Here is a 25,594-nt window from a genome sequence, read left to right as displayed (position 1 = left end):
TCCCGCTTCAGCGGAAGCGCTGCGTCTTCTCGACAAGAAGCGTCCATTCGGGCTGCCCGCCGATGCCGATCTGCATCGGCCGCGGCAGCAAGGTGGTGTCCAGGCGGTAGGTGAACTCGACGTAATGCCGTCCATCGTCGATGTCGCGCACGTCGGCGATCTTCCAGCCGCTGACCCGTCGCACGCTCAGCAAGGCATCGCCCAGGGAATCGAAGCTCTGGTTCAGGCCGCCGAAGCTCACCCGGTACTTGCGGGTGAGCGGCTGGTAGGCCAGGCGCCAGACGCGGTTGACGCTGACCACCTTGCGGTCGCGCCAGTACCAGCGGTCGCGGAAGACCTCGGCCTCGGCCACGAAATACAGGGGCACGCCCTTGAGCAGCGCGTCTTCCACGCCCTTGGGCAGATCGAACTTCACGCCGAAGCTGAGGGTCAGGCCCTCTTCGTTGTGGACAAGTTCGAATTCGCTGACCTCGGGCTGGTCGGCCCGGGCGGCTTGCGGCAGCAGCCAGGCCATGACGGCCAGCAGCAGCACGGAAAGCCACCACGCCCAGCCCGTGCGCATCGCACGGGGCCGGGTGCAGGTGACCGGTTCGAGGCGGTGCACGTCCAAGGCAGGCAATTCAGCGTTTCTGAAGGAGAGCGTAGAAGAAGCCGTCGGGTGACGCACCGAGGAGGGGCGTCGCGGCCTTGGAGCCATTGTCGGGCAGAGGCAGCAGGTGTCCGGGAGAAGGCGGGTGCTTCGCGAGGATGGCATCACTGCGGCGTTGCAAAAAAGCGTCGATCTGATGCTGGCCTTCGGCCTTGAACACGGAGCAGGTGCAGTACAGCAGCCGCCCGCCGGGCGCCAGGATCGGCCACAGGGCATCCAGCAGCCGTGCCTGGGTGTCGGACAGCGTGGTGATGTCGCTCGGGCGGCGCAGCCAGCGCACGTCCGGATGCCGGCGCACGATGCCCGAGGCGCTGCACGGTGCGTCCAGCAGGATGGCGTCGAAAGCCTGCCCATCCCACCAGGCCGCCGTGTCGCCGGCATCGGCAGCGACGGTGCGGGCTTTCAGCGAGAGGCGGCCAAGGGTGTCGTCGATCCGTGCCAGCCGCGCCGGGTCGCTGTCCAGGGCCAGCACGTCCAGGTCGGCCAGCTCCAGCAGGTGGGCGGTCTTGCCGCCGGGGGCGGCGCAGGCGTCGAGCACCCGGGCGCCCGCGGGCAGGCCATCGCCAATGAGCAGCGGCGCGGCGAGCTGGGCGGCGGCGTCCTGCACGGAGACATCGCCCTCGGCGAACCCGGGCAGGCGTGTGACGGGCACGGGCAGGTCCAGCACCACGGTGTGCGTGCCGAAGGCCTGGCCGCCCAGGCCGGCCTCGCGCAGCCGCTCCAGGTACTGCGCGGCGGTGCTGCGGCGGGCGTTGACCCGCAAGGTCATGGGCGCCCGGTGGTTGTTGGCTTCCAGCAGGGCCTGCCACTGTTCCGGCCAGTCGACCTTGAGCCGCTTGATCCACCAAGCCGGATGGTTGTGGGCCGCCGCCAAGTCGCGTCCCGCCGCTTCGACGATGGCGTCGCGCTCGCGCAGGAAGCGCCGCAGCACCGCGTTGATGAAGGGCGCGCTGGCCTTGTGGCGCTGGCGGGCGGCGCTCACCGCCTGGTCCACCAGGGTGTGCGCGGCATACGGCGCCTCGCCGCCGGGCCACAGCAGGGCCAGGGCGGACAGCACCAGCGCATCCACCGGCGGCGGTGGTGCCTTGGGCGCGAGCCAGGCACGGGCGGCCTGGGCGCAGCCCAGCCAGCGCAGCACCTGGAAGCTCAGCGCCTGGGTGCCGGGACGGGCGTCGGCCGGACAGCGGTCCAGCGCGTCGTTGAGCGAATGGCCCTGCCGCACCGCCTGGACGGCATCGGCGGTGTGGGACAGGAGTTCGGCCAGGGGCAGGGAAAGGTTGGCAGTCACGGACGGCAGTCTAGGCGCTCGCGGCCTCACCCCCGGCTCAGGCCCAGGCCGGCACCGGAATTGCCCGTCCTGTTACGCTCACGGACCCGAGGTCCGGGAGTCCGCAATGCTTCGAGAAACCACCCACCCCATCTTCAAGAGCGAGGAAGAACTCGCCGGCATGCGCGCGTCCGAGCGCATCCGCTACCGGCTGGTCGGCGCCAACTGCCGCTACCACGCCAACGACAACATCGCCGACTTCATCGCCGATGGCGAGCTCGACGAGCTCAAGGCAGAAGTCGAGGCCAAGATGCACGAGGTGCTCAAGTCGCTGGTGATCGACACCGACAGCGACCACAACACCAACGACACCGCCTCGCGCGTGGCCAAGATGTTCATCCACGAGGTGTTCAAGGGCCGCTACGTGCCCATGCCCTCGGTCACCGAGTTCCCGAACTTCTCGCGCCTGAACGAGCTGATGATCGTCGGCCCGGTGAAGGTGCGCAGCGCCTGCTCGCACCACCTGTGCCCCATCCTCGGCAAGGTGTGGATCGGCGTGCTGCCCAACGAGCACTCCAACCTCATCGGCCTGTCCAAGTACGCCCGCATCTGCGACTGGATCATGAGCCGCCCGCAGATCCAGGAAGAGGCCGTCACCATGCTGGCCAACGAGCTGCAGGAACGCGTCAAGCCCGACGGCCTGGCCATCGTGATGGAGGCCGACCACTTCTGCATGCACTGGCGCGGCGTGAAGGACGACGAATCGATGATGACCAACAGCGTGATGCGCGGCGCCTTCCTGAAAGATGCGAACCTGCGGCGCGAATTCCTCTCGCTGCTGAGCAAGAAGAACGGCTGAGGAGACGGCCATGCTGGTACGACTGATCTACGCAAGCCGGGCCGCCGAAGCGGTCACGCCCGAGAGCCTCGCGGCCATCACCAAGACGTCGCGCAACCACAACCTCGTGCAGGGCATCACCGGCGTGTTGATCTTCTCCGACGGTGTCTTCCTGCAGTTGCTCGAGGGCGGACGCGATGCGGTGAGTGCGCTCTACAACGCCATCACGCACGACAAGCGGCACAAGGACGTGGTGCTGCTCAGCTACGACGAGATCGGCGAGCGCCGCTTCGCCGGCTGGGCCATGGGCCAGGCCAACCTGTCGCGCCTGAACCCGGGCGTGCTGCTGAAATACTCCGACCGGCCTGTGCTGGACCCGTACACCATGTCCGCCAGAGCCACCATCGCGCTCTTCGACGAGCTGGTGGCCACCGCGGTGATCTCCTGCCCCGGGCAGTGATCTGGCTGGTTGCGTCGCGTTTCCTTGACGGTTTTTGGTGTCTGACCATCGATGGGATGGGCAAAGGCGCGGGTGGGCTGGCTGGGGCGCGCGGCGGAAGCGGTCGGCCGTTGGCCGACTCCGCTGCGGTGCTCGGGCTTGTGGTCCGGCGAGAAACTCGCTTCAGGCCCCTGCGGTGCGCTGCGCTCAAACAGCTGCGGCAAGTCAGATGACGAAGCGCGCTGCGCGCGCGACCACAAGCCCTGGCCTTGCAGGCCGCGCCGGGCCAAGGCCCGGCCGTTCGCAAGGCACAAGAGGTCTGGACCTCTTGTGTCCGTGCTCACCTCCTCGCCGCTTCCTGATGCGCGCCCCAGCCAGCCCACCCACGCCTTTGCTGTTGCAGCATTGGGTTTTCTCGTCGAGCACACCCATCGGTTGTTGAGCGGCAGGCGGCATGGGCCAGGGGCTGCGTCTGTGGCGGCGAGCAGCGCAGCACCGAGGGGTGGCGTGCGCAGCACGCTTCGTCCTCATACTCACGGGGACTGTCTGACCAGAGCGCACCGCAGGCGCGCGGCGGGAGTTTCCCCGTGCACCCCTCGGTGCGAGCAGCACAGCGCAGTCGGCCGCAGGCCGACCGCCACAGCCGCAGCCCCTGGCCCATGCCGCCTGCCGCGGAACCACCAGAACGAGGCGAAAGAAGAAAGAAAAAGGGCGCCCCAACGGACGCCCTTCCCAATCACACCAGCCCGTCTTACTTGAACTGGTACCCCAGCGACGCGTAGAAGAAGCGCTTGCGGGGATCCACGAACGAGGCCGCATAACCGGCGGCATGCGAGCCGTACGACGGCACCGCGGTGAACGGCGGCTCCTTGTCGAAGAGGTTGCGGATGCCCACGCGCACGGTCAGGTTCTTCACGCCGTTGTACATGCCCGAGATATTCCAGCGGCTGGAGTCCTTGACGTGGTAGTCCGTCGCGACGCCGATGTTGGCGTCCACCAGCGATGCGGCTTCCGTCCAGCCCTTCACGAACTGGTTCTCCAGCGTCACGCCCCAGGGGCCTTGCTGCAGGTCGAAGCTCAGCGTGTGCTGCCAGCGCGGATGCGGCTGCACGCTGCCGCCGTCGCCGGCGGTGCCCACGTAGCTGGTGTACGGGCCGTCCTTGTAGTTCTGCAGCTTGTACGTGTTGACGTAGGTGCCGGCCAGGCCAATGGTCAGGCGGCCCAGCGACTCCAGGTTCCAGCGCGTCTTGACGTCGATGTCGATGCCCGAGGTCTTGAGGTCGCCCAGGTTCTCGATCGGCGTGTCGATGTAGCTGATGAAGCCGTCCGGCGTGCGGTGGATGCGGCTGCCGAACTTGGCCAGCAGCGCCGGGTCCGTCAGGATGGCGTCACCGGTGATCACGCTGATCTGGTCCTTCTTGGCGATGTACCAGTAGTCCACCGCAGCGGAGATGCTCGGCGTGGGTTCGAACACCAGGCCCAGCGTGAACTGCTGCGACTTCTCGGGCTTGAGGTTGGGCGACGAGGCGAAGCGCTCGTTGAACTGGCTCTCGCAGCGCGAGTCGTCGGCGATCGGGCAGGCCGGGTCCACCAGCGAGTTCGCGGTGTTGGTCATCGACGGCGGGCTGTTCACGTCCCACAGCGACGGCGCCCGGAAGCCGGTGCCGGCCGAAGCGCGCAGCAGCATGGTCTTGTCCGGCTGCCAGCGCAGGCTGGCGCGCGGGTTGAAGGTCGAGCCGAAGTCGCTGTAGCGGTCGAAGCGCGCGGCAAGGCCGGCCTCGAAGCCCTTGGCGAAGGGCGCGCTCAACTCGCCGAACACGCCGATGACATTGCGGCTGGCGTTGGTCTCGGGCACCGAGCCTTCGCCGCCGATGTGCAGGCCGGCGCTGTAGTCGGCGTTCACCGGATGGTCGTTGGCCTGCTCGCGGCGCAGGTCGAAGCCCGCGGCCACGGCCAGGTTGCCGCCGGCCATGGGCATCAGCTCGCGGCTGGCCTTGCCGTCCAGCACGGTGGTGGTGCTGGTGGACTGGCGCATCGGACCTTCCATCAGCGTCGTGCGAAGCAGCGCATCACCAGCCGCGTCGTTCGGGCCGAAGGGGTTGATGTTGCCGGTGGCCAGCGCCGCGATGAACTTGGGCTCGTTGATGTAGCCGAAGTATTTCAGGTCGCCGGTGCCGCGGGCGTAGGTCAGCGCGGTGTCGTAGTCCCAGCCGCTGAAGGTGCCCTTGAAGCCGCCCTGCAGGCGCGTCTGCTGGTTGGTGTTGTCGTTGATGCGGTTGCCCACGGGCACGGCGCGCATCGAGACTTCGGCCATGCCGGTGGTGGGCACGGTGTAGCCCAGGCTGGTCAGCAGCGCGGCCGGGAAGTACTTGCTCGTGACCGGAATCGCGAAGCTCGGGTACAGCGCCGTCGTCGGGTCCAGGTGGCCGGCGGTGGAGTCGATGGGCACCGGCGCCACGCGGCCGATGTTGTGGTTCTGCGCGAAGGAAGCCTCCGCGAAGAACTCCATGTCGTTGCTGATCTTCTTGGTGAAGCGGCCGAAGATGTCGTACTTGTCCTGGTCGGGCAGGTTGTCCAGCGTGGCCGAGTAGATGAAGCGGCAGCGCTTGAGCGGAGCACCACTGGGCGTGGGTGCGGCTGCGGTCACGACCACGGTGTTCACCGGATCGCAAGGCGCGAAGGTGGGGTCGGTGAAGGTGGCGTCGCGGTAGGCACCAGGGCTCAGGTTGTAGTCCACCAGGCGGCCCGGGAAGGCGCGGCCCGAGGTCGGGGGATCGGAACCCGGGATCTCCTGGATGCCGCGGTTGTAGTAGCCCTGGTCCACCGCGCGGATGCGGGTGTTCTTCTGGTAGTTGCCGGTGAGCAGCAGGTTGTAGCCGTCGGAGGCGATGTCGCCCATGCCGTAGGACAGCGTGACGCCGCTTTCCTTGCCGCCGATGTTCTGCTGCGGCGCGCCGTAGCGCACGCTGAGTTCACCCTTGGTGTAGTCGCGGCGCGTGATGAAGTTGATCACCCCACCCACCGCGTCGGTGCCGTACACCGCCGAGGCGCCGTCGCGCAGCACTTCGATGCGCTCGATGGCGGCGAAGGGAATGCTGTTCAGGTCCACCGCCACCGTGCCGCCGATGCTGCCGAACGGATGGTTGGCCAGGCGGCGGCCGTTGAGCAGGACGAGGGTGGAGTTCGCGCCCAGGCCGCGCATGTTCGCGTTGGAGGTCGCGTAGCCCGCGCCCTGCGTGGTGTCGGACTGCATCGCCGCGCTGGCCGTGACGCGCTGCAGGAGGGCTTCGACGTTGGTGGCGCCGCTGCGCTCGATCTGCTCGCGCGTGATGACGGTGACGGGCAGTGCGGTCTCGGACTCGACCCGCTTGATGGAGGAGCCCGTCACTTCGACGCGCCCCAGCTGCTGTTCCTGTGCCGAGGCGCCCAGCGCGCACAGCGCGAGGCACCCTCCGAATGCGAGCGCAAGCCCGCGACACAGACGTGTCGTCTGGAACATGTATTCCTCCTGCTCCCTCGTGGGGAAGTGTCAGTTGATCGGTGGACCAGGCCGCGGTGCGCGTTCGTCTCGCCCGTGTCGAACGGTCGAAAGCTGCACCGAATCCCTGCGCGGGCGATTCTTGATGCAAGCCGCGTGCCGCGCAGGAAGGGTATTCCTTGATGTCGCGAGAAGGCGACTTCAACCGGCCTAGACCAGTTGTCGCCTGGGTGACAACTGGTCTAGGCTAGTTCGGCATTCAGGGCAGCCAGCACCGCGGAGCCGGGGCACAGCTCGGCTTCCGCCAGGCGGTTCAGCGGTGTATCCACGGTGCGCAAGTGGGCATGCAGGTCCTGCGAGTCGCCGCGCACGTAGAGCAGTCCGGTGAGGATCTCGCCGCGCGCCTCGTGCGCGTGGATGTGCGTCATCGCCGCGAGGCGGTCGCCGGCGTCGTAGCCCTCGGCCAGCTTGCGAAGGCGCAGCACGCTGCCATCGTGCTGCGTGACTTCGATGACCTCGCCCGGTGCGTAGCTCGCACTGACGGGGTCGCGCCTGGGCATGAAGTCCAGCCGGTTCACCGCTTCGTTGTGGGCCCGCACGTAGTCGTAACTCTTGGTGCTGCCCGCGTGGTTGTTGAAGGCGACGCACGGGCTGATGACGTCGATGAACGCCGCGCCGCGGTGCCTGAGCGCCCCCTTGATGAGCGGCACCAGCTGGTCCTTGTCGCCCGAGAAGCTGCGCCCCACATAGGTCGCGCCGAGCTGCAATGCAAGCGCCACGAGATCGATGGGCGCGTCGCTGTTGATCACGCCCTTCTTGGACTTGCTGCCCTGGTCCGCGGTGGCGGAGAACTGGCCCTTGGTGAGGCCGTACACGCCGTTGTTCTCCACGATGTAGGTCATGTTCACGCCGCGCCGCATGGCGTGCGCGAACTGGCCCAGGCCAATGGACGCGGAATCGCCGTCGCCCGACACCCCCAGGTACAACAGTTCGCGATTGGCCAGGTTGGCGCCGGTGAGCACCGAAGGCATGCGGCCATGCACCGTGTTGAAGCCATGCGAGTTGCCCAGGAAGTAGTCCGGCGTCTTGGACGAACAGCCAATGCCCGACAGCTTGGCCATGCGGTGCGGCTCGATGTCCAGTTCCCAGCAGGCCTGGATGAGCGCGGCCGAGATCGAGTCATGCCCGCAGCCGGCGCACAGCGTGGAGACCTTGCCTTCATAGTCGCGGCGCGTGAAGCCGAGGGTGTTCTTCGGCAGAGTGGGGTGGTGCAGCTTGGGTTTCGCAAGATACGTCATGCCACCAGCCCCTTCTTGATCGACTCCACGTTCGCGCCCGGCATGCGCTTGGCAATCGCATCCGTGATGAAGCGCGCGGTGATCGGCGTCCCATCGAAGTGCAGGATGGGAATGAGCCGCGCCGGATCGACCTCCTGCTCGGTCATCAACATCGTGCGCAGCTGCGCATCGCGGTTCTGCTCGATCACGAACACGCTGTCGTGTTCGGCGATGAAGCGATCCACCGCCTCGCTGAACGGAAAGGCGCGGATGCGCATCAGGTCCACATGCAGCCCCTTGGCCTGCAAGGCATCGAAGGCCTCGCTCATTGCGGGACTGGTCGAGCCGAAGTACAGCACCCCATGCCGCGTCGGCCTGGCCGCCTTGCGCTCCAGTGGCTGCGGCACCAGCTTCTTGGCGGTCTCGAACTTTCGAAGCAGGCGCTCGACGTTGTAGACGTAGTCCGGCCCTGCCTCCGAGTAGCGCGCATAGGCATCGCGCGTCGTGCCGCGGGTGAAGTAGGCACCGCGTTCCGGATGCGTGCCCGGCAGCGTGCGGTAGGGGATACCGTCGCCGTCCACGTCCAGGTAGCGCCCGAAGTCGCGTCCGCTGTCCAGGTCCTCGCGCGACATCACCTTGCCGCGGTCGTAGCGGCGGCTGTCGTCCCATTGCAGCGGCTCGCACAGGCGATGGTTCATGCCGATGTCCAGGTCGGTCATCAGGAACACCGGGGTCTGCAGGCGGTCCGCCAGGTCCAGCGCGGCGGCACCGAACTCGAAGCATTCGTGCGGGTCTTCGGGGAACAGCAGCACGTGCTTGGTGTCACCGTGCGACGCATACGCGCAGCTCAGCAGGTCAGCCTGCTGCGTGCGCGTGGGCATGCCGGTGGATGGCCCACCGCGCTGCACGTTGATGATGGTGGCCGGAATCTCGGCGAAATAGGCCAGGCCGATGAACTCGGTCATCAGCGACACGCCCGGCCCCGAGGTGCAGGTGAAGGCGCGCGAACCGTTCCATCCCGCACCGGTCACGATGCCGATGGAGGCGATCTCGTCTTCCGCCTGCACGATGGCGAAGCGGTTCTGGCCCGTCGCCTTGTCCACGCGGTAGCGGCTGCAGTACTTTTGGAAAGCCTCCGCCACCGAGGACGACGGCGTGATGGGATACCAGGCGCACACCGTCGCGCCGCCGTACACGCAGCCCAGTGCCGCGGCGGCATTGCCTTCCATGAAGATGCGCTTGCCCACCGCATCGCGGCGTTCCACCTTCAGCTCGATCACGTCGTCCAGCACGTCGCGGCCATGGTGCAGGCCCAGCATGAAGGCATCGAGGTTGGGCTCGATGAGCTTGGCCTTGCCCTTGTACTGCTCGCCCAGCAGCGTGGCGATGACCTCCGGCTCGATGCCCAGCAGCGACGACAGCACGCCCACGTAGACGATGTTCTTGAGCAGCTGCCGCTCGCGCGGGTCGGTGTAGCGGGTCGCGCACATCTCGGTGAGCGGCACGCCGATGAGGTTCAGGTCCTCGCGGAATTTCGAGGCCGGCATGGGCTTGCTGCTGTCGTACAGCAGGTAGCCGCCCGGCTCGATCTCGGCCACGTCCTTGTCCCAGGTCTGCGGGTTCATGGCGACCATCAGGTCCACGCCGCCGCGCCGGCCGAGGTAGCCGCGCTCGTTCACTCGCACCTCGTACCAGGTGGGCAGGCCCTGGATGTTGGACGGGAAGATGTTGCGCGGACTCACGGGCACGCCCATGCGCAGCAGCGACCGCGCGAACAGCTCGTTGGCCGAGGCCGAGCCCGAGCCGTTCACGTTGGCGAACTTGACGACGAAGTCGTTGACGGCGGCGATGCGATGCTTCTTCATCTCATGCCACCTTGCGCGGTTGATGCTGCCGGCAGGCGTGGCCCGCCTTCGCGGTGTCCAGCGCGAACTTCTGCATGTCCCAGGCGCCGGTCGGGCAGCGCTCGGCGCACAGGCCGCAGTGCAGGCACACGTCTTCGTCCTTGACCATCACGCGGCCGGTCTTGAGCAGGTCCGACACGTACAGCGCCTGATCCGCCTGCCGGGCCGGTGCCCGCAATCGCGTTCGCAGCTCGGGCTCCTCGCCGTTCTTGGTGAAGGTGATGCAGTCCATCGGGCAGATGTCCACGCAGGCGTCGCATTCGATGCACTGGCCGGTGGCGAACACCGTCTGCACGTCGCAGTTGAGGCAGCGCTGCGCTTCCTTGAACGCGGTCTTCGCGTCGAAGCCCAGCTCCACTTCCACCTTGATGTTGCGCAGCACCTGGTTCACGTCGCGCCACGGCACCTTGTAGCGCAGGTCGGGCGCCACCTCGTTGTCATAGCTCCATTCGTGGATGCCCATCTTCTGCGACACCAGCGTCACGCCCGGCGGCGGGCGCTGCGCCACGTCTTCGCCATGCAGGAACTTGTCGATGGAGATGGCCGCCGCATGGCCTTGCGCCACCGCCCAGATGATGTTCTTCGGGCCCAGCGCCGCATCGCCACCGAAGAAGACATCGGGCCGGCTGGCCTGCAGCGTCACCGCATTCAGCGCCGGCATGCCGTGCTCATCGAAGTGAATGCCGATGTCGCGCTCGATCCAGGGGAAGGCGTTCTCCTGCCCCACCGCCACCAGCACCTCGTCGCACTCGACCAACTGCTCGGGTTCGCCAGTGGGCACGAGCTGCCGGCGGCCCTTGTCGTCGCGCACGGCCTTCACCTTCTCGAAGCGCATGCCGGTGAGCTTGCCGTTGTCGTGCACGAAGGCCTTGGGCACGAGGCAGTCGAGGATGGGGATGCCCTCGTGCATCGCGTCTTCCTTCTCCCAGGGCGAGGCCTTCATCTCGTCGAAGGGCGAGCGCACGATGACCTTCACCTCCTCGCCGCCCAGGCGCCGGGAGGTGCGGCAGCAGTCCATGGCCGTGTTGCCGCCACCCAGCACGATGACGCGACGGCCGATGTGCGTGGTGTGGCCGAACGAGACGGAGGCCAGCCAGTCGATGCCGATGTGGATGTGCGCTGCGGCTTCCTGCCGGCCGGGCAGCGACAGGTCGCGTCCGCGCGGCGCACCGGAGCCCACGAACACCGCGTCCCAGTTCTCGTCGAGCAGCTGCTTCATCGACTCGATGCGCACGCCGCCACGGAATTCAACGCCCAGCCGCAACACGTGCTGCGTCTCTTCGTCAATGACTTCTTCGGGCAATCGAAAGCGCGGGATCTGCGAGCGGATCATGCCGCCGGCCTTCGGGTCCGCATCGAACACCGTCACGCTGTAGCCCAGCGGTGCCAGGTCGCGCGCGACCGTGAGCGCGGCAGGTCCCGCGCCCACGCAGGCCACGCGCTTGCCGTTCTTGTGCAGCGCCAGGCGCGGCATGCGCTCGGAGACATCGCCCTTCAAGTCGGCCGCCACGCGCTTGAGCCGGCAGATGGCCACGGGCTCGGGCTTGCTGGCCTGCGCTTCTTCGACACGGCCACGCCGGCAGGCCGGCTCGCAGGGCCGGTCGCACGTTCGTCCGAGGATGCCTGGGAACACGTTGGATTCCCAGTTCACCATGTACGCATCCGCGTAGCGCCCCGCGGCGATCAGGCGGATGTATTCGGGCACCGGCGTGTGCGCCGGGCATGCCCACTGGCAATCGACCACCTTGTGAAAGTAGTCGGGATGACGAATGTCCGTCGGCTGCAAAAGAGGCCCCCTTTCGTGCACGCAGACCTCGTGGGCCGCGGCGCGGGTTGTTTCGCTGGCAGTGCGGACGATGCTACTGCCGAGCGCCTCAGGTCACGCGAGGGTTTGTGCGAAGCCACCAGACGCAGCGGTGGATTTCAAAAGTCATGATGCGACGCAACATGACGTGGATGCGCTGCTTCCCTACTTCCAATCGACTTCGGTGAAGTGGCGCGCCAGCTCCGGTGGCAATGGGGAATCAAGCAGGTCCGCCACGATGCGCAGCGCATCGGCGGCCAGGGGCATGAGGCGCACGCGGCCACTGGTGTTGATGGCCGCATCCACCCATCCGCGCATCAGCACCGGCCGAAGCATCAAGGGCAAGGCCTCGACTTCATCCAGGGCATGTGCCAGTCCATCGCCATCGGGCGCCTTGCATGGCGGCACGTCGCCGGAATGGTCCAGCTGCGACATCACGTGCGCATACCAGGACAACCCGGCCTGCGCGTCCGGCCCCGGCACCATGCGCGCGAGGTAGGCGGTGACGCTCGCGATGCGGCCGATCATGTACTTCGACAGTTCGGCCAGGTCGTTGCGGGCCTGTGGCGGCAGTGGGATCGGCGGGCGGTCGCCCAGCCTGCGGCGCATCAGCAGCCAGTGCAGGCGGTCCAGCGGACGCAAGGGCGTGTGCACCGCCACCAGCCGCCGCGTGGCCTGCAGCAGGCCGCGACGCTCTTCCTTCGGATTCACGCGCATGCGGTCCAGGAAGACTTCGAGCACCGGCACGCGAAGCTCGTCAGGCAGCTTGGTGATGTCCTGCCGGATCAGCGAGGCATCGGGCGAGAACACCGTCTCGTGCGTCCACACGATGAAGGACTCGGCACTCTCGCGCGGCGAAATGAGCGCAAGGATGGCGGCATGCAACTCGCCCGGCCCGTTCAGGCGCGACAGGCGGTCCAGCGCCTCGCGCAGTTCCAGCGCGTCGAACACGCGCGTGGTGATCTCGGAGTCGCGGGAGGCGGCAGCGTTCACAGCGTCCCCGCGTTGCGAAAGCGAAAGAGCCCGGCGATGAGCCAGGTGGGGAACTGGTCCAGCGCGTCGTTGTAGGTCTGCGTGGCCTCATTGAACTGGCGGCGCGCAAAGCCCAGCGTGCTGTCGGCCGCCGCGAGTTCCTCGCCGAACACCGCCACGCCCAGGCCGGCCAGCATCTCGGGCTTGGCGGGCAGCTCGTTCTTCAGGCGGGTGCGGGCATCGGCCAGCGTCTCTTCGGCCATGCGCAGGCTGGCCATGGGGCGTGCGGCACTGGGCCGGGTGCGCACCACGTCGCAGGCGGCCTGCAACTGGCCGCAGGCAGCGAGCACGGCATCGAGCACCTGGCGGTTGTGTTCGAGCAGGGGGCGCAGGCCTTCGACCCATTGCTCCAGCAGCATGTGGCGCTGGCGGATCTGCGCGTCCACCGGGACGAAGGCCTTGGAGATGTCGTTGCGCAGGCTCACGAGGCGGTTGTAGGCGCCCACGGCCCAGAACACCAGGACCGCGGCAATGACCCACCCCACGATTTGCGCCGTCGTCATGGGAGCGAAGTCTACGAGAGGCGTGCGAGCCGGCCGCACGTGGCGCGACGAACGCGTCGCGCAAATGCGTCAACGGCAGGCGTCTTCGGCCGGTGTCAGCGTGGATTCAGAGATCGCCGCGATGGGTGTCGGCGAAAGAGGAGCCGTGCTCCTTCCAGCCGCGGTAGCCGCGCGCCCGCAGCGCGCAGGCCGGGCACTGGCCGCAGCCGTAGCCCCACTCGTGCTTCTGCCCCCGGTCGCCGAGGTAGCAGGTGTGCGTGTGCTCGACGATCAGCGCGTTGAGCTCCTCGCCGCCCAGCTGCGCGCTGAGGGCCCAGGTCTGGGCCTTGTCCAGCCACATCAGCGGCGTCTCGACGGTCATCTTCGCGTCCATGCCCAGGCTGAGCGCCACCTGCAAGGCCTTGAGCGTGTTGTCGCGGCAGTCGGGGTAGCCTGAGAAATCGGTCTCGCACATGCCGCCGACCAGCACGTTCAGTCCGCGCCTGTAAGCAATGGTTGCAGCGAAGGTGAAGAACAACAGGTTGCGGCCGGGCACGAAGGTGTTGGGCAGGCCGTTGGCGTTCATTTCGATCTCGCGCTTCTCGGTGAGCGCGGTGTCGGAAATCTGGCCCAGCAGCGACAGGTCCAGCAGGTGGTCGGGGCCGAGGCGGTCGCGCCACTGGGGGAAGTTCTCGTGGATCTGCGCCCGCACGTTGAGCCGGCACTCCAGCTCCACCACGTGCCGCTGCCCGTAGTCGAAGCCGATGGTCTCCACATGCTGGTAGCGCTCGAGCGCCCAGGCGAGGCAGGCGGTGGAGTCTTGGCCACCGGAAAACAGGACGAGGGCGTGTCGTGCGTCAGGCATCGGGCGATGGTAACGAAAGGTCAATGGAATCCAATGCGATGATCTTCACACGATGACCGTTTCCGATGCCCTGTTCGATGAAGTCCTGCCCCTGCTGGCCCAGGCCAGCGAGCAGGCAGTGATGCCGCGCTTTCGCCGGCTCCGCGAGGGCGAGGTGATCGAGAAGGCCAAGGACGAGCTGGTGACGGTGGCCGACAGGGAGGCCGAGCAGATCATCGAGCGGGGATTGCTGGCGCTGCTGCCAGGGTCGCGGGTGGTGGGAGAAGAGGCCTGTGCGGCCGACCCCTCCTTGTTGCAAGGGCTGGACCAGGGCCGGGTGTGGCTGGTCGATCCGCTGGACGGCACCGCCAACTTCGTGGCCGGCCGCGAGACCTTTGCGCTGATGGCCGCCCTGCTGCAGGACGGCGAAGCGATCGGGGCGTGGGTGCTGAACCCGGTAGCGGCCGAACGCTGGATGGCGGTTCGCGGCGGCGGCTGCCATCGCGACGGCCAGCGCATGCAGGTGCCTTCCCCTGCCGTGCCGCTGGATGAGGCCCGTGGCGCCGTGCTCACCAAGTTCCTGCCGCCCGACCTGCGCAGCGCTGTCGAGTCGCGCATGCCGCGCATCGGCGAATGCCTGCCGGGCCTGCGATGCGCGGGCATCGAGTACCCGGCCATCATCACGGGCGCACAGCACTTCGCCATGTTCTACCGCACCCTGCCCTGGGACCATGTGCCCGGCACCTTGCTGCTGCAGGAGGCGGGCGGGCATGTGGCGCGGTATGACGGGTCGCCCTACCTTGCGGACGATGGTGGCGTGGGCGTGCTCTCGGCACGCAGCGAGGCCCTGTGGCAGGAGATCCGCGACGCGCTGCTGCGCGATTGACGCGCCTCAGCCCCGCACTTCCCCCTGCCCCAGCACTACCCACTTCATCGATGTCAGCCCCTCGAGCCCCACCGGCCCGCGGGCGTGGAACTTGTCGGTGCTGATGCCGATTTCCGCGCCCAGCCCGTACTCGAAGCCGTCGGCGAAGCGGGTCGAGGCATTGACCATCACGCTGGCCGAATCCACCTCGCGCAGGAAGCGCATGGCGTTCGGATGGTTCTCGGTGAGGATGGCGTCGGTGTGGTGCGAGCCGTAGCGGTTGATGTGGGCAATGGCTTCGTCCAGCGAGTCGACCACCTTCAGGCTGACGATGGGCGCGAGGTATTCCTCGCTCCAGTCCTGCTCGGTGGCGGGCACGACCTGCAATTGCGGCACGTCCTTCAAGAGGGCCTGCCCGCGCGGATCGCAGCGCATCTCCACGCCCTTGGCGGCCCACATCGCGCCGATCTTCGGCAGGAATTCGCCGGCCACGGCGGCATGCACCAGCAGCGACTCGGCCGCATTGCAGGGGCTGTACTTCTGCGTCTTGGCGTTGTCGGTGACCTTCAGCGCCAGCGCCATGTCGACCTGCGCGTCGACGTACACGTGGCAGTTGCCGTCCAGGTGCTTGATGACCGGCACCTTCGCCTCGCGGCTGATGCGCTCGATCAGGCCCTTGCCGCCGCGCGGAATGATCACGTCCACCGCCTCGGGCGAGGCGATGAGGTGGCCCACGGCGGCGCGGTCGGTGGTCTGCACGAGCTGCACGGCATCGGCCGGCAGGCCGGCTTCCACCAGCGCAGCCTGCACCAGCTTCCACAGCGCGAGGTTGGAATGGATGGCCTCGGAGCCGCCGCGCAGGATGCAGGCGTTGCCGCTCTTGATGGCCAGCGACGCGGCCTCGATGGTCACGTTCGGGCGGCTCTCGTAGATCATGCCGAACACGCCCAGCGGCACGCGCATCTGGCCCACGCTGATGCCGGTGGGCCGGCGCCGCAGGTTGGTGATCTCGCCGATCGGGTCGGGCATGGCGGCGATCTGCTCGCAGCCTTCGGCCACCGTCTCGATGATCTTGGGGGTGAGCTTCAGGCGGTCCACCATCGGGGCCGACAGGCCGGCCGCCTGGGCGGCCTCCACGTCCTTGGCGTTGGCCGGCTGCAGGGCGGCGGCTTCGCTGCGCAGCAGGCGGGCGAGCGCCAGCAGGGCCTGGTTCTTGGCCGCCGTCGGGGCGGCGGCCATCTTCGTGCTGGCCGCGCGCGCGGCTGCGCCCATGTGGGCGACGACGGCCTGGAGATCGGTGGAAGTCATAGGCGCGATTGTCGCAAATCGGCCCTTCCACCGCTCCCGGCGGGCCGGCTCAGGCCAGCGCCGCCGGCTCTCGCCCGAGCTTGAAGACCGACACCGCTTCGACGAGCTGCTGCGCCTGCGACTTCAGGCTGCCCGCGGCCGCGGCGCTGTGCTGCACGAGCGACGCGTTCTGCTGGGTCGCACGGTCCATCTCCGTCACCGCCTGGCCGACCTGCGCGACGCCCGCGCTCTGCTCGGCGCTGGCGGTGCTGATCTCGCCCATGATGGCCGTGACCCGCGAGATGGCGGCCACCACCTCCTGCATGGTCTCGCCGGCCTGGTCGACCAGGGCGCTGCCCTGCTCCACCCGTTCCACGCTCGCGCCGATCAGCGCCTTGATTTCCTTGGCCGCCTGCGCCGAGCGCTGGGCGAGGTTGCGCACCTCGCTGGCCACCACCGCGAAGCCGCGGCCCTGCTCGCCCGCGCGGGCGGCCTCGACGGCCGCGTTCAGCGCCAGGATGTTGGTCTGGAACGCGATGCCGTCGATCACGCCGATGATGTCCGCGATCTGGCGCGAGCTGTCGTTGATGCCCTTCATGGTGTCCACCACCTGCGCGACCACCTCGCCGCCGCGCACCGCCACGGTGGATGCGCCCAGCGCGAGCCGGTTGGCCTGCTCTGCATTGCCGGCGTTCTGGCGCACCGTTGCCCCCAGCTGCTCCATGGACGACGCGGTCTGTTCCAGCGCGGCGGCCTGCTGCTCGGTGCGGGCGTTCAGGTCGTTGTTGCCGTTGGAGATCTGCGTGCCGGCCATGGCGACCTGCTCGGCATTCGTGCGCACGCTGGCCACCGTGGCGGCCAGGCTGGACTGCATGTCGCGCAAGGCCGCCAGCAGGTGGCGCATGGGGCCCTCCTCCACCTCGATGTGGTTGGACAGGTGGCCTTGCGCAATGCTGTGGGCCAGCTCGGTCGCGCGAGCCACCGGTGCAGTCAGCACACGGATGATCCAGGCCGCCAGCCACGCCGCGGCGCCCAGTGCGATGGCGCACACGCCGATCACCAGGCTGCGCACGCGCATCGCGCCGGCATCGAGCTCCTGGTGGGTGAGCGCTGCGGCCCGCGTCTGCAGGTCGATCTGGGCGCCAATGGCCTTGACCAGCGCGGCGCCGGCCGGTGTGGTGTTGGCCGCGCGGTAGGCCTTGGCCTCGTCGTCCTTGCCTTGCAGCCGCAGCTCGAACCACTGCGGCCTGACGGCGGCATAGCCCTTCACCCGGTCGCGCAACTCCACGAGCGCCTGCGCCTCGCTGGCATCCAGGTCGGTGCCGGCGTACCGGTCCAGCGCCTCGTTCAGCGCCTTGAAGTGCCGCGCCTCGTCAGCCGCGGCCTTGCGGACACCCGCTTCATCCGCCGTCGCGGCCATGGCCAGCGAGTAGCGCAGCTGCCACAGCGCGCTGTCGGCCTTGCCGAGCTCGCCCGAGCCCAGCGTGTTTCCGTAGAGATTGCGGAAGTCCCTCTGCGTCTTCCAGGTGAACCATCCTGCGACGCTGCCCACGGTGGCAACGAGCACGATGATGAGGGCGAAGGCGGCCAGCAGGCGCCGGTTCAAGGCGTTCTTCATGACAAGCTCCCTTTGTTGGTTCGAACCGCTGCTATCGGCAGGATCGAACGCAACTGCAGGGCTTTTGAAAGCGCTTGATCGCTAATCGCATCGACAGCAAATGCCGCACGGACGTGCGGCGCGCCTCACAGCGGCAGGCGCATCTGCATCTGGTGAATGTCCAGCGCGACGAATCCGGCACGCCGCCAGGCCTCGGCCGCGCAGTCGTCACGCATGAGCTGGGGCACACGCACGTGGTGCTGTGGATGGCGATGCAGCAAGGTGTTCACGAGGCGCAGGGCGTCGGCCTGTGCCGGATTGGCATCAACCAGCAAGGGCACCGACAGCCGCTGCGGCGAGGTCTCGGTGAATCCCATCAAGGCATCGCCCAGACGCCAGAACGTGAGGCCCGGATCGGCATGCTGCAACGCATAGCCGCTGGTCTGGTAGGGCAAGCCGGGCTGGCCGTGAGTGATCAGCCAGTCGGCCGCCTGCGAGGTGGTGAGGGTCTGCGGCGAGTCCGCATCACCCGCGAGCTTTCCGCCGGGTTCGCGTGTGAAGCCCCACAAAGGCGGGCCGTCGATGAAGCCTGTCTTGCGGTACAGCGCCACGGCTGGCGCATTCTGAACGAACACCTCCAGCTCCATCGCAGCGATGCCTGCCGCACGCGCATCCTCGATCACGCGCGACAGCAGCAGGCGCGACGCCCCCGTGCCCCGCGCCGAAGGCAGCACGCCCATGCCACCGATGCGGCGACGCCGCTCGTACTCGCCCACGAAGGTCAGGCCCGCCAGGGCCCCGTCGCTCACCACGCAACGGCTGAGCGCGAGGTCCGCGCCCTGCCGCGCGAGGAAGCGTGGCAGGGTCGCTTCGGTCAGAAGCATCGACCCCGCGAGGTAGCCTTCGAATGCCTGAGTGAAGCAGCCGGCGATGTCCTCGTGCGAGAACGCGGTGGCGGGAACGATGCGCAGCGTCAAGTGTGTCCTCAGTAGGTGTTGCCCGTGAGCCAGGCCTTGCGGATGAGCCGGCCGCACTTGACCGATTCGATGGCCGCGCCGCCGACGGACTCGCGTGCCACGATGCCGTAGTAGGTCTTGCTCGCGTCGACCCACGGGTAGAAGCCGAAGGCACCCGGGCTGCTGAAGGCGCCGTCGCCCACGGTGGGGTCGTCCTCCACCCAGTGGCCCAGCGAGTAGTGCCAGCTCTCGTCGGTGGGGATGGGGGTGCTCACCGCGGTCGCGCAGGTGGTGGGGTTGGTGCACACCGCCTGCGTGCCGAGCACGCTGCCCATGCGCAGGTCGCCGGTGATGATCTTGCGCAGGAACTTGGCGTACTCGTCGGCATTGGTGCGCACGCCGCCAGCCGGCTGCGGCTGCGTGTAGGTCATGGCGATCTCGGTGCCGATCTGGCTTTTCACCTCGGTGACGAGTGCCGCGTTGTCGGCGCCGTCCAGGCCCATGAGGCTGGCCTGCTTCTCCATGTGGCCGCCGTTGTAGAAGAACTTGCCGTCGGTGGCGGAGGTGTAGGTGCCGTTGCTGCCGCTGGCCAGGCAGCTGCCCACGGTGTCGCCCACCGCGCAGGTGTCGAAGCTGCTGTAGCCGCTGGTGAAGGTGAGGTGCTTGATGTCGGTCGAGTTCAGGATGCCGTTGCGCTTTTCCACCACGTAGGCCCCCCACATCCACTTCGAGGCCGAGGCAATGCTCAGGTTGGTGGACGAGGTGTAGGTGAGGATCGCGCCCGACTGGTGCACCGAGCCGCTGGCGATGCGCGCAGCCCGGTCGCCGATCTCCCAGTAGAACGAGGGCAGCGAGGCGCAGGCGTTGGTGGTGCTCTGCGCGGTGGCGGTGGCGGCGGCCGTTCGGGCGGCGTCGTTCAGGCCGGGGGCCGGGGCGGGAGGCGGAGGTGGCGGTGTTCCTGCGCTGCCACCACCGCCTCCGCAGGCGGTGACGATCGCGCAGGCGCCCATGAGCGCAGCGATGTGGCGAAGCGTCGTGGCGGTGTCTTGTTCCCTCGGCATGTTCATTCCTTTGAAGCCTTGTATGCCCTTATTTGGCGGCAGCTTCGAAGAGACAGTGTGTCGAGTTGGTAAACAAATACAAACGCCTAGGCGATGGTCTCCGCGAAGTGGCAGGCCACCAGGCCGATGGTCTTGCCGTCCGTCGGCTGCCGCAATGTCGGCACTTCGACCTTGCAGCGCTCCTGCGCGTAGGGGCACCGCTTGTGGAAGGCACAGCCGGGCGGCGGGGCCAGCGGCGACGGCAATTCGCCCGACAGCACCTGCCGAGTCTGCCGCGCCGACTTGTCGATGCGCGGCGTGCTCGCCAGCAGGGCCCGGGTGTACGGATGCCGCGGCATCGCGAACAACTCCTTCTTGCTCGCCTGCTCCACCACCTTGCCCAGGTACATCACCAGCACGTCGTCGGCGATGAGCTCCACCACCGCGAGGTTGTGCGAGATGAACACGTAGGCGACCCGGGTCTCCTCCTGCAGGTCCATCAGCAGGTTGAGCACCTGGGCCTGGATGGACACGTCCAGCGCGGACACCGGTTCGTCGGCCACCACGATCTTGGGCTGGAGCATGAGCGCGCGGGCAATGGCCACGCGCTGGCGCTGGCCGCCGGAGAACATGTGCGGGTAGCGCTGGTGGTGCTCGGGCCGCAGGCCGACGCGGGCCATCATCGCGCGCGCCTTCTCCTCGCGCTCGGCCTTGCCCAGCGTGGTGTTGATGACCAGCGGCTCCTCCAGCGCGTGGCCGATCTTCTTGCGCGGGTTCAGGCTGCCGAACGGATTCTGGAAGACCATCTGCACTTCCTGGCGCAGGCGCTTCTTCGCGGCGTCATCGGCGGTGGCGGCATCGACGCCGCCCAGGTGCAGCTGGCCCGAGGTCGGCGTCTCGATCATCGTGATCTGCCGCGCCAGCGTGCTCTTGCCGCAGCCGGATTCGCCCACCACCGCCAGCGTCTTGCCGGCGTGCAGCTGGAACGACACGCCATCGAGCGCGCGGGCCACGGCCTTGGGCTTCATGAAGCCCTGGGACACGCTGTAGTGCTTGGCGAGCTCGCGTGCGTCGAGGACGATGTCGGTGTTGGACGTGCTCATGCCTTCACCTCCATCGACTCATGCTTGACCAGCGGGAAGAAGCAGCGCGCCTGCGCGCCTTCCACGCCGAAGAGATCGGGTTTCATCTGGCGGCACTTGTCCTGCACGTAGGGGCAGCGCGGCGACAGCAGGCAGCCACTGGGCCGGTCGTAGGCGCCCGGCACCACGCCCGGCAGCGAGCGCATGCGGCGCTGGCCGATGTTGTGCTCGGGCAGGGCCGACAGCAGCGCTTCGGTATAGGGGTGGTGCGGCGCCTCGAAGATGTCGGGCACGCGCGAGGTCTCCACCACCTGGCCGGCATACATCACCATCACCCGCTGCGCGATCTCGGCCACCACGCCCAGGTCGTGGGTGATGAGCATGAGCGCCATGCCGCGGTCGCGCTGCAGCTTGAGCAGCAGTTGCAGCATCTGCGCCTGGATGGTCACGTCCAGCGCGGTGGTGGGCTCGTCGGCGATGAGCAGGCGCGGGTTGCAGGCGATGGCCATCGCGACCATCACGCGCTGGCTCATGCCGCCGGAGAGCTGGTGCGGGTAGGCGTCGAGCCGGCGCTCGGCGTCGGGAATCTCCACCAGCTTGAGCAGCTCCAGGGCGCGCGAGCGCAAGGCCTTGCGCGAACCGCCTTCGTGAATCCGCAGCGTCTCGGTGAGCTGGTACTCCACCGTGAAGCACGGGTTGAGGCTGGTCATCGGGTCCTGGAAGATCATCGCGATGTCGCGGCCGAGCATGGCGCGGCGCTCCTTCACGGGCATCTTCAGCAGGTCGCGGCCATCGAACTCGAGCTTGTCGGCGGTGACGCGGCCGGGTTCGTCGATGAGGCCCATCAGCGCGAGCGAGGTCACGCTCTTGCCGGAGCCGGATTCGCCCACGATGCCGACGACTTCGCCGGCATCGATGCTGAGGTCGACGCCATCGACGGCGCGAAAGGGCGACGCGGTGCTGCCGAATTCGACAGCGAGTTTCTTGACTTCGAGCAGTGCCATGGTCAGCCGCCGATCTGCGGGCAGGAATGCGACGTGGAGGTCGACATGTCTTATCTCTTGAGCTTGGGGTCCAGCGCATCGCGCAGGCCGTCGCCCATCAGGTTGAAGGCCAGCACGGAGACCAGGATCGCGAGGCCCGGCAGCGTGACCACCCACCAGGCGCTCTGGATGTACTCGGTGGCGCTCGACAGCATCGACCCCCACTCCGGCGTCGGCGGCTGCGCGCCCAGGCCGAGGAAGCCGAGCGCTGCCGCGTCGAGGATGGATGACGAAAAGCCCAGCGTGCCCTGCACGATCAGCGGCGCCGCGCAGTTGGGCAGCACGGTGTTGAACATCAGGCGCAACGGCCCGGCGCCGGCGATGCGCGAGGCCTGCACGTAGTCCTTCGACAGCTCGGAGATGACGGACGCCCGCGTGAGGCGCACGAAGTGCGGCAGCATCACGATGGCGATGGCGTACATCGCGTTCATCAGGCCGGGGCCGAGGATGGCCACGATGGCGACTGCCAGCAGCAGGCTCGGCAGCGCGAGCATGATGTCCATCAGCCGCATGACGAACACCTCGAGCATGCCGCGGTAGAAGCCCGAGAGCAGCCCCAGCAGCACGCCCACGCTCATTGACAGTCCCACCGACACGAGGCCGATGAGAAGGTCCAGCCGCGTGCCGTGGATGAGCCGCGAGAGGATGTCCCGGCCCACCGGGTCGGTGCCCAGCAGGAAGCGATGCCCGTCCTGCGGCTGCCATGACGGCGCACGCAGGAAGGCGTCGCGGTATTGCTCCGACGGCGAGTAGGGCGCGATCACGTCGGCGAACACCGCGATGAACACCAGCAGCGCGACGATGGCCAGGCCGATCACCGCGCCGCGGTTGCGGCGGAAGTCACGCCACAGCTCCACGGCCGGGGACGGAGGCGTCTGCAATTCAAAGGTGGCACTCATGATGGATCAATGCCGGATGCGGGGGTTGATCGCGCCGTACAGGACGTCCACGACGAGGTTCACGACGATGATGATCGTGGCGGTCATGAGGATGCCGCCTTGCACGATCGGGTAGTCGCGCTGGTGGATGGCTTCCACCAGCCACTTGCCCACGCCGGGCCAGGCGAAGGTGTTCTCGGTGAGCACCGCGCCCGCCATCAGCGTGCCGACCTGCAGGCCGATGGTCGTCACCACGGGAATCAGCGCGTTGCGCAGCGCGTGGATGCCCACCACGCGGAAGGTCGAGGCCCCCTTGGCACGCGCGGTGCGCACGTAGTCTTCGCGCAGCACTTCGAGCATCGACGAGCGCGTCATCCGCGCGATCACCGCGAGCGGGATGGTGCCCAGCACGATGGCCGGCAGGATCAGGTGGCGCAGCGCACTCTTGAAGGCACCGGCATCGGACGACAACAGCGAGTCGATCAGCATGAAGCCGGTGACGCTGGGCACGTCGTACTCGATGGCGATGCGCCCGGCCACCGGCGTCCAGCCGAGGTTGACCGAGAAGAAGAGGATGAGCAGCAGGCCCCACCAGAAGATCGGCATCGAATAGCCGGTGAGCGACGCCCCCATCACCGAATAGTCGGCGATGGTGTTGCGCCTCACAGCCGCGAGGATGCCGGCGGGAATGCCCACCACGAGCGCGAACAGCATCGCGACGATGGACAGCTCCATCGTGGCCGGAAAGCGGCCGATGAATTCCGCGAAGACCGGCTCGCGCGTCTTGATCGATTGCCCGAGGTCGCCGTGCAGCGCCTTCCAGACGTACTCGCCGTACTGCACGTACATCGGCCGGTCCAGGCCGAATTCATGCACGAGCCGCTCGTAGCGTTCCTGCGTCATGCCGCGCTCGCCCGACATCGCTTCCACCGGGTCGCCGGGGATGAGGCGGATGAGCCCGAACACGAGCAGCGTGATGCCCAGGAAGGTCGGGATGACCAGCGCGAGGCGTTTGAAGATGAACGAAAACATGGTGCCTGGGCCGCAGCAAAAAGAATGGGGGCGCCCGCCCCCATTGCGCGCTGTGCAGCGCCCTTTCTCTTACTTGCCGGCCATGTCCACTTTGTGGAAGAAATGGTGCGCCGTCGCATCCATCTTGTAGCCGATCACTTCCTTGCGCACCGGGTCGAAGCGCACGCTGTGGGCGATGGGAATCCACGGCGCTTCTTCATGCGCGATCTCCTGCGCCTTCTGGTAGAGCGCTGCGCGGTCCGCCTGCTTGGTGGCGAGCTTGGCCTTCTGGACGGCGTCCTCGAAGCCCTTGTCGCACCAGCGCGAGACGTTGCCGCCGCCCTTCACCGCGGCGCAGCCGAGCAAGGGCACGAAGAAGTTGTCGGGGTCGCCGTTGTCGCCGGACCAGCCGAACATCATCGAATGCTGCTCGCCGGTCTTGCTGCGCTTGCGGTACTCGCCCCACTCGAAGGTGATGAGCTTGGTCTTCACGCCGATCTTTTCCCAGTCGGCCTGGATGAGCTCGGCCATGCGCTTGCCGTCAGGGTTGTACGGGCGGGTCACGGGCAGGTACCACAGCTCGACTTCCGTGCCGTTGGGGTAGCCGCCCTTGGCGAGCAGCTCCTTGGCCTTGGCCGGGTCATAGGCGTACTCGGCCACCTTGTCGTTGTAGCCCCACAGCGTCGGCGGGATCGGGTTCTTGGCCGGCTGGCCCGCGCCCTGGAACACCGAGTCGAGGATGGCCTTCTTGTTGACGGCCATGTTCAGCGCCTGGCGCACCAGCTTGTTGTCGAAGGGCTTCTTCTCGACGTTGAACGCGATGTAGCCGACGTTCAGGCCGTTCTGCTGGATGAGGTTGATGTTCGGATCCGCCTTCATCGACGCCACGTCCGCAGGCTTCGGGAAGGCCATCACGTGGCACTCGCCCGTCTTGAGCTTGGCGTAGCGCACCGACGCGTCGGTGGTGATGGCGTAGACCAGGTTGTCGATCTTCGGGCGGCCGCCCCAGAAGTGGTCGAAGGCCTTGTAGCGGATGATCGCGTCCTTCTGGTAGGACACGAACTGGAACGGGCCGGTACCGATGGGTTCCTTGTCGATCACGTCCACCGTGCCGGCGGCCTTCATCTTCTCGGCGTACTCGGCCGACAGGATGGAGGCGAAGTCCATCGCCATGTTGGCGAGGAAGGGCGCCTCGGGCTTCTTCAGCACGAACTTCACCGTCATCGGGTCGACCTTCTCGACGTGGTCGACGATGTCCTTCATGCCCATGTCTTCGAAGTACGCGTAGGTCTGGCCCGGCGTCGTCGTGCGGAACGGGTGGTTCGGGTCGGCCTGGCGGTTGTACGAGAAGAGCACGTCGTCGGCATTGAAGTCGCGCGAAGGCGTGAACTTCGCGCTGCTGTGCCACTTCACGCCCTTGCGCAGCTTGAAGGTGTAGCTCAGGCCGTCGGGAGCGGCCGTCCAGCTTTCGGCAAGGCCGGGGACGATGTTCGTGCTGCCGAGTTCGAATTCCACGAGGCGGTTGAACATCGGGACCGAGCCCGCGTCAGCCGTGGTGCCGGTGGTGTAGTACTGGGGGTTGAAGCCTTCGGGGCTGCCCTCGGAGCAGTACACGAGGGTCTTGGCCGCGAAGCTGGTGCCGGCGCAGGCGATGAGCGCGGTGGCCGCCAGGGTCTTGAGGGTGAAGCCGCGAGTCGTCATTGGTGTTCGTCCTCGGAGTTGCGTGGCGAGTGATCAGTCAGCCGCCTTGTGGGCAGCGAGCGCGGCATGATATCTCCGCGGTCCTTCGATTTTCTTCGGTAAAACGCCGGGTTAACGCGT

General features: G+C 67.6%; 21 protein-coding genes. 3 read left to right on the top strand and 18 right to left on the bottom strand.

Annotation, left to right across the window (positions count from 1 at the left end):
• Positions 1–7 precede the first annotated feature (7 nt).
• Entirely contained in the window at positions 8–619 is a 612-nt protein-coding gene (locus DZC73_RS22770) for a DUF4390 domain-containing protein (protein ID WP_235835246.1), read from the bottom strand.
• Between the two features lies 1 nt (position 620).
• Complete coding sequence (gene rsmB, locus DZC73_RS22765) at positions 621–1,937, bottom strand: 16S rRNA (cytosine(967)-C(5))-methyltransferase RsmB (protein WP_235835245.1); 1,317 nt, start codon at positions 1,935–1,937, stop codon at positions 621–623.
• A 160-nt stretch (positions 1,938–2,097) separates the two neighbouring features.
• Here rsmB and folE point away from each other — a divergent pair, with 160 nt between their 5' ends.
• Together folE and DZC73_RS22755 are read left to right on the top strand one after the other, a co-directional pair.
• Positions 2,098–2,775 carry a GTP cyclohydrolase I gene (folE, locus tag DZC73_RS22760; RefSeq protein ID WP_407924124.1) on the top strand — a complete coding sequence of 226 codons (678 nt, stop codon included), beginning with the start codon at positions 2,098–2,100 and terminating at the stop codon, positions 2,773–2,775.
• Between the two features lie 10 nt (positions 2,776–2,785).
• On the top strand, positions 2,786–3,214 hold the full coding sequence (locus DZC73_RS22755) for a BLUF domain-containing protein (protein ID WP_124542678.1): 429 nt from the start codon (positions 2,786–2,788) through the stop codon (positions 3,212–3,214).
• 730 nt (positions 3,215–3,944) lie between these two features.
• Here the strand turns inward: DZC73_RS22755 and DZC73_RS22750 are convergent.
• From DZC73_RS22750 to queC, 7 genes are all read right to left on the bottom strand, one after another.
• Positions 3,945–6,692: a TonB-dependent receptor plug domain-containing protein gene (locus tag DZC73_RS22750; RefSeq protein WP_124542677.1), complete on the bottom strand. Its 2,748-nt coding sequence runs from the start codon at positions 6,690–6,692 to the stop codon at positions 3,945–3,947.
• 221 nt (positions 6,693–6,913) lie between these two features.
• Positions 6,914–7,969 carry a 2-oxoacid:ferredoxin oxidoreductase subunit beta gene (locus DZC73_RS22745; RefSeq protein WP_124542676.1) on the bottom strand — a complete coding sequence of 352 codons (1,056 nt, stop codon included), beginning with the start codon at positions 7,967–7,969 and terminating at the stop codon, positions 6,914–6,916.
• Positions 7,966–9,813: a 2-oxoacid:acceptor oxidoreductase subunit alpha gene (locus DZC73_RS22740; RefSeq protein WP_124542675.1), complete on the bottom strand. Its 1,848-nt coding sequence runs from the start codon at positions 9,811–9,813 to the stop codon at positions 7,966–7,968. Before DZC73_RS22740 ends, DZC73_RS22745 begins: the two co-directional genes overlap by 4 nt.
• Position 9,814: 1 nt before the next feature.
• Positions 9,815–11,638, bottom strand: coding sequence for an FAD-dependent oxidoreductase (locus DZC73_RS22735; protein WP_124542674.1), 1,824 nt, complete (start codon positions 11,636–11,638; stop codon positions 9,815–9,817).
• Positions 11,639–11,821: 183 nt separating this feature from the next.
• Entirely contained in the window at positions 11,822–12,649 is an 828-nt protein-coding gene (locus DZC73_RS22730; protein ID WP_124542673.1) for a hypothetical protein, read from the bottom strand.
• The gene (locus tag DZC73_RS22725; protein WP_124542672.1) at positions 12,646–13,191 is read right to left on the bottom strand and encodes a LemA family protein; all 546 of its coding nucleotides are present in this window, start codon (positions 13,189–13,191) and stop codon (positions 12,646–12,648) included. Before DZC73_RS22725 ends, DZC73_RS22730 begins: the two co-directional genes overlap by 4 nt.
• A 106-nt stretch (positions 13,192–13,297) precedes the next feature.
• Entirely contained in the window at positions 13,298–14,035 is a 738-nt protein-coding gene (gene queC / locus DZC73_RS22720; protein WP_124542671.1) for a 7-cyano-7-deazaguanine synthase QueC, read from the bottom strand.
• A 52-nt stretch (positions 14,036–14,087) separates the two neighbouring features.
• Between queC and DZC73_RS22715 the strand changes: the two genes are divergently transcribed.
• Entirely contained in the window at positions 14,088–14,900 is an 813-nt protein-coding gene (locus DZC73_RS22715; RefSeq protein ID WP_124542670.1) for an inositol monophosphatase family protein, read from the top strand.
• Between the two features lie 6 nt (positions 14,901–14,906).
• Here the strand turns inward: DZC73_RS22715 and DZC73_RS22710 are convergent, their stop codons facing one another.
• The 9 genes from DZC73_RS22710 to DZC73_RS22670 form a co-directional block, all read right to left on the bottom strand.
• Entirely contained in the window at positions 14,907–16,187 is a 1,281-nt protein-coding gene (locus tag DZC73_RS22710) for a glutamate-5-semialdehyde dehydrogenase (RefSeq protein ID WP_124542669.1), read from the bottom strand.
• Between the two features lie 49 nt (positions 16,188–16,236).
• Positions 16,237–17,784, bottom strand: coding sequence for a methyl-accepting chemotaxis protein (locus tag DZC73_RS30625; protein ID WP_124542668.1), 1,548 nt, complete (start codon positions 17,782–17,784; stop codon positions 16,237–16,239).
• A 125-nt stretch (positions 17,785–17,909) separates the two neighbouring features.
• Positions 17,910–18,740: a GNAT family N-acetyltransferase gene (locus DZC73_RS22700; RefSeq protein WP_124542667.1), complete on the bottom strand. Its 831-nt coding sequence runs from the start codon at positions 18,738–18,740 to the stop codon at positions 17,910–17,912.
• Positions 18,741–18,748: 8 nt separating this feature from the next.
• On the bottom strand, positions 18,749–19,780 hold the full coding sequence (locus tag DZC73_RS22695; RefSeq protein WP_124542666.1) for a hypothetical protein: 1,032 nt from the start codon (positions 19,778–19,780) through the stop codon (positions 18,749–18,751).
• An 86-nt stretch (positions 19,781–19,866) separates the two neighbouring features.
• Positions 19,867–20,862, bottom strand: coding sequence for a dipeptide ABC transporter ATP-binding protein (locus DZC73_RS22690; RefSeq protein WP_124542665.1), 996 nt, complete (start codon positions 20,860–20,862; stop codon positions 19,867–19,869).
• Positions 20,859–21,845 carry an oligopeptide/dipeptide ABC transporter ATP-binding protein gene (locus tag DZC73_RS22685; RefSeq protein ID WP_124542664.1) on the bottom strand — a complete coding sequence of 329 codons (987 nt, stop codon included), beginning with the start codon at positions 21,843–21,845 and terminating at the stop codon, positions 20,859–20,861. Before DZC73_RS22685 ends, DZC73_RS22690 begins: the two co-directional genes overlap by 4 nt.
• Positions 21,846–21,895: 50 nt before the next feature.
• Entirely contained in the window at positions 21,896–22,783 is an 888-nt protein-coding gene (locus DZC73_RS22680; RefSeq protein WP_124542663.1) for an ABC transporter permease subunit, read from the bottom strand.
• A 6-nt stretch (positions 22,784–22,789) separates the two neighbouring features.
• A complete protein-coding gene (locus DZC73_RS22675) occupies positions 22,790–23,794 on the bottom strand; it encodes an ABC transporter permease subunit (RefSeq protein ID WP_124542662.1) in 1,005 nt (334 codons plus the stop codon).
• A 69-nt stretch (positions 23,795–23,863) separates the two neighbouring features.
• Positions 23,864–25,474 (bottom strand): ABC transporter substrate-binding protein, encoded by a 1,611-nt coding sequence (locus DZC73_RS22670; protein ID WP_124542661.1) that lies wholly within the window; start codon positions 25,472–25,474, stop codon positions 23,864–23,866.
• Positions 25,475–25,594: the final 120 nt, after the last annotated feature.

Source organism: Rhizobacter terrae, assembly GCF_003852895.1.
Taxonomy (GTDB): Bacteria; Pseudomonadota; Gammaproteobacteria; order Burkholderiales; family Burkholderiaceae_C; genus Albitalea; species Albitalea terrae.
This window is presented reverse-complemented; position numbering and strand designations above follow the sequence as displayed.

What these genes read in the sequence shown, in the direction of transcription:
- DZC73_RS30625 (WP_124542668.1), bottom strand. Translation starts at nt 17,784, where the DNA reads ATGAAGAACGCCTTGAACCGGCGCCTGCTGGCCGCCTTCGCCCTCATC.
- DZC73_RS22740 (WP_124542675.1), bottom strand. Translation starts at nt 9,813, where the DNA reads ATGAAGAAGCATCGCATCGCCGCCGTCAACGACTTCGTCGTCAAGTTC.
- DZC73_RS22695 (WP_124542666.1), bottom strand. Translation starts at nt 19,780, where the DNA reads ATGCCGAGGGAACAAGACACCGCCACGACGCTTCGCCACATCGCTGCG.
- DZC73_RS22680 (WP_124542663.1), bottom strand. Translation starts at nt 22,783, where the DNA reads ATGAGTGCCACCTTTGAATTGCAGACGCCTCCGTCCCCGGCCGTGGAG.
- DZC73_RS22755 (WP_124542678.1), top strand. Translation starts at nt 2,786, where the DNA reads ATGCTGGTACGACTGATCTACGCAAGCCGGGCCGCCGAAGCGGTCACG.
- DZC73_RS22685 (WP_124542664.1), bottom strand. Translation starts at nt 21,845, where the DNA reads ATGGCACTGCTCGAAGTCAAGAAACTCGCTGTCGAATTCGGCAGCACC.
- folE (WP_407924124.1), top strand. Translation starts at nt 2,098, where the DNA reads ATGCGCGCGTCCGAGCGCATCCGCTACCGGCTGGTCGGCGCCAACTGC.
- DZC73_RS22725 (WP_124542672.1), bottom strand. Translation starts at nt 13,191, where the DNA reads ATGACGACGGCGCAAATCGTGGGGTGGGTCATTGCCGCGGTCCTGGTG.
- DZC73_RS22670 (WP_124542661.1), bottom strand. Translation starts at nt 25,474, where the DNA reads ATGACGACTCGCGGCTTCACCCTCAAGACCCTGGCGGCCACCGCGCTC.
- DZC73_RS22675 (WP_124542662.1), bottom strand. Translation starts at nt 23,794, where the DNA reads ATGTTTTCGTTCATCTTCAAACGCCTCGCGCTGGTCATCCCGACCTTC.
- DZC73_RS22690 (WP_124542665.1), bottom strand. Translation starts at nt 20,862, where the DNA reads ATGAGCACGTCCAACACCGACATCGTCCTCGACGCACGCGAGCTCGCC.
- DZC73_RS22750 (WP_124542677.1), bottom strand. Translation starts at nt 6,692, where the DNA reads ATGTTCCAGACGACACGTCTGTGTCGCGGGCTTGCGCTCGCATTCGGA.
- DZC73_RS22715 (WP_124542670.1), top strand. Translation starts at nt 14,088, where the DNA reads ATGACCGTTTCCGATGCCCTGTTCGATGAAGTCCTGCCCCTGCTGGCC.
- DZC73_RS22710 (WP_124542669.1), bottom strand. Translation starts at nt 16,187, where the DNA reads ATGACTTCCACCGATCTCCAGGCCGTCGTCGCCCACATGGGCGCAGCC.
- queC (WP_124542671.1), bottom strand. Translation starts at nt 14,035, where the DNA reads ATGCCTGACGCACGACACGCCCTCGTCCTGTTTTCCGGTGGCCAAGAC.
- DZC73_RS22745 (WP_124542676.1), bottom strand. Translation starts at nt 7,969, where the DNA reads ATGACGTATCTTGCGAAACCCAAGCTGCACCACCCCACTCTGCCGAAG.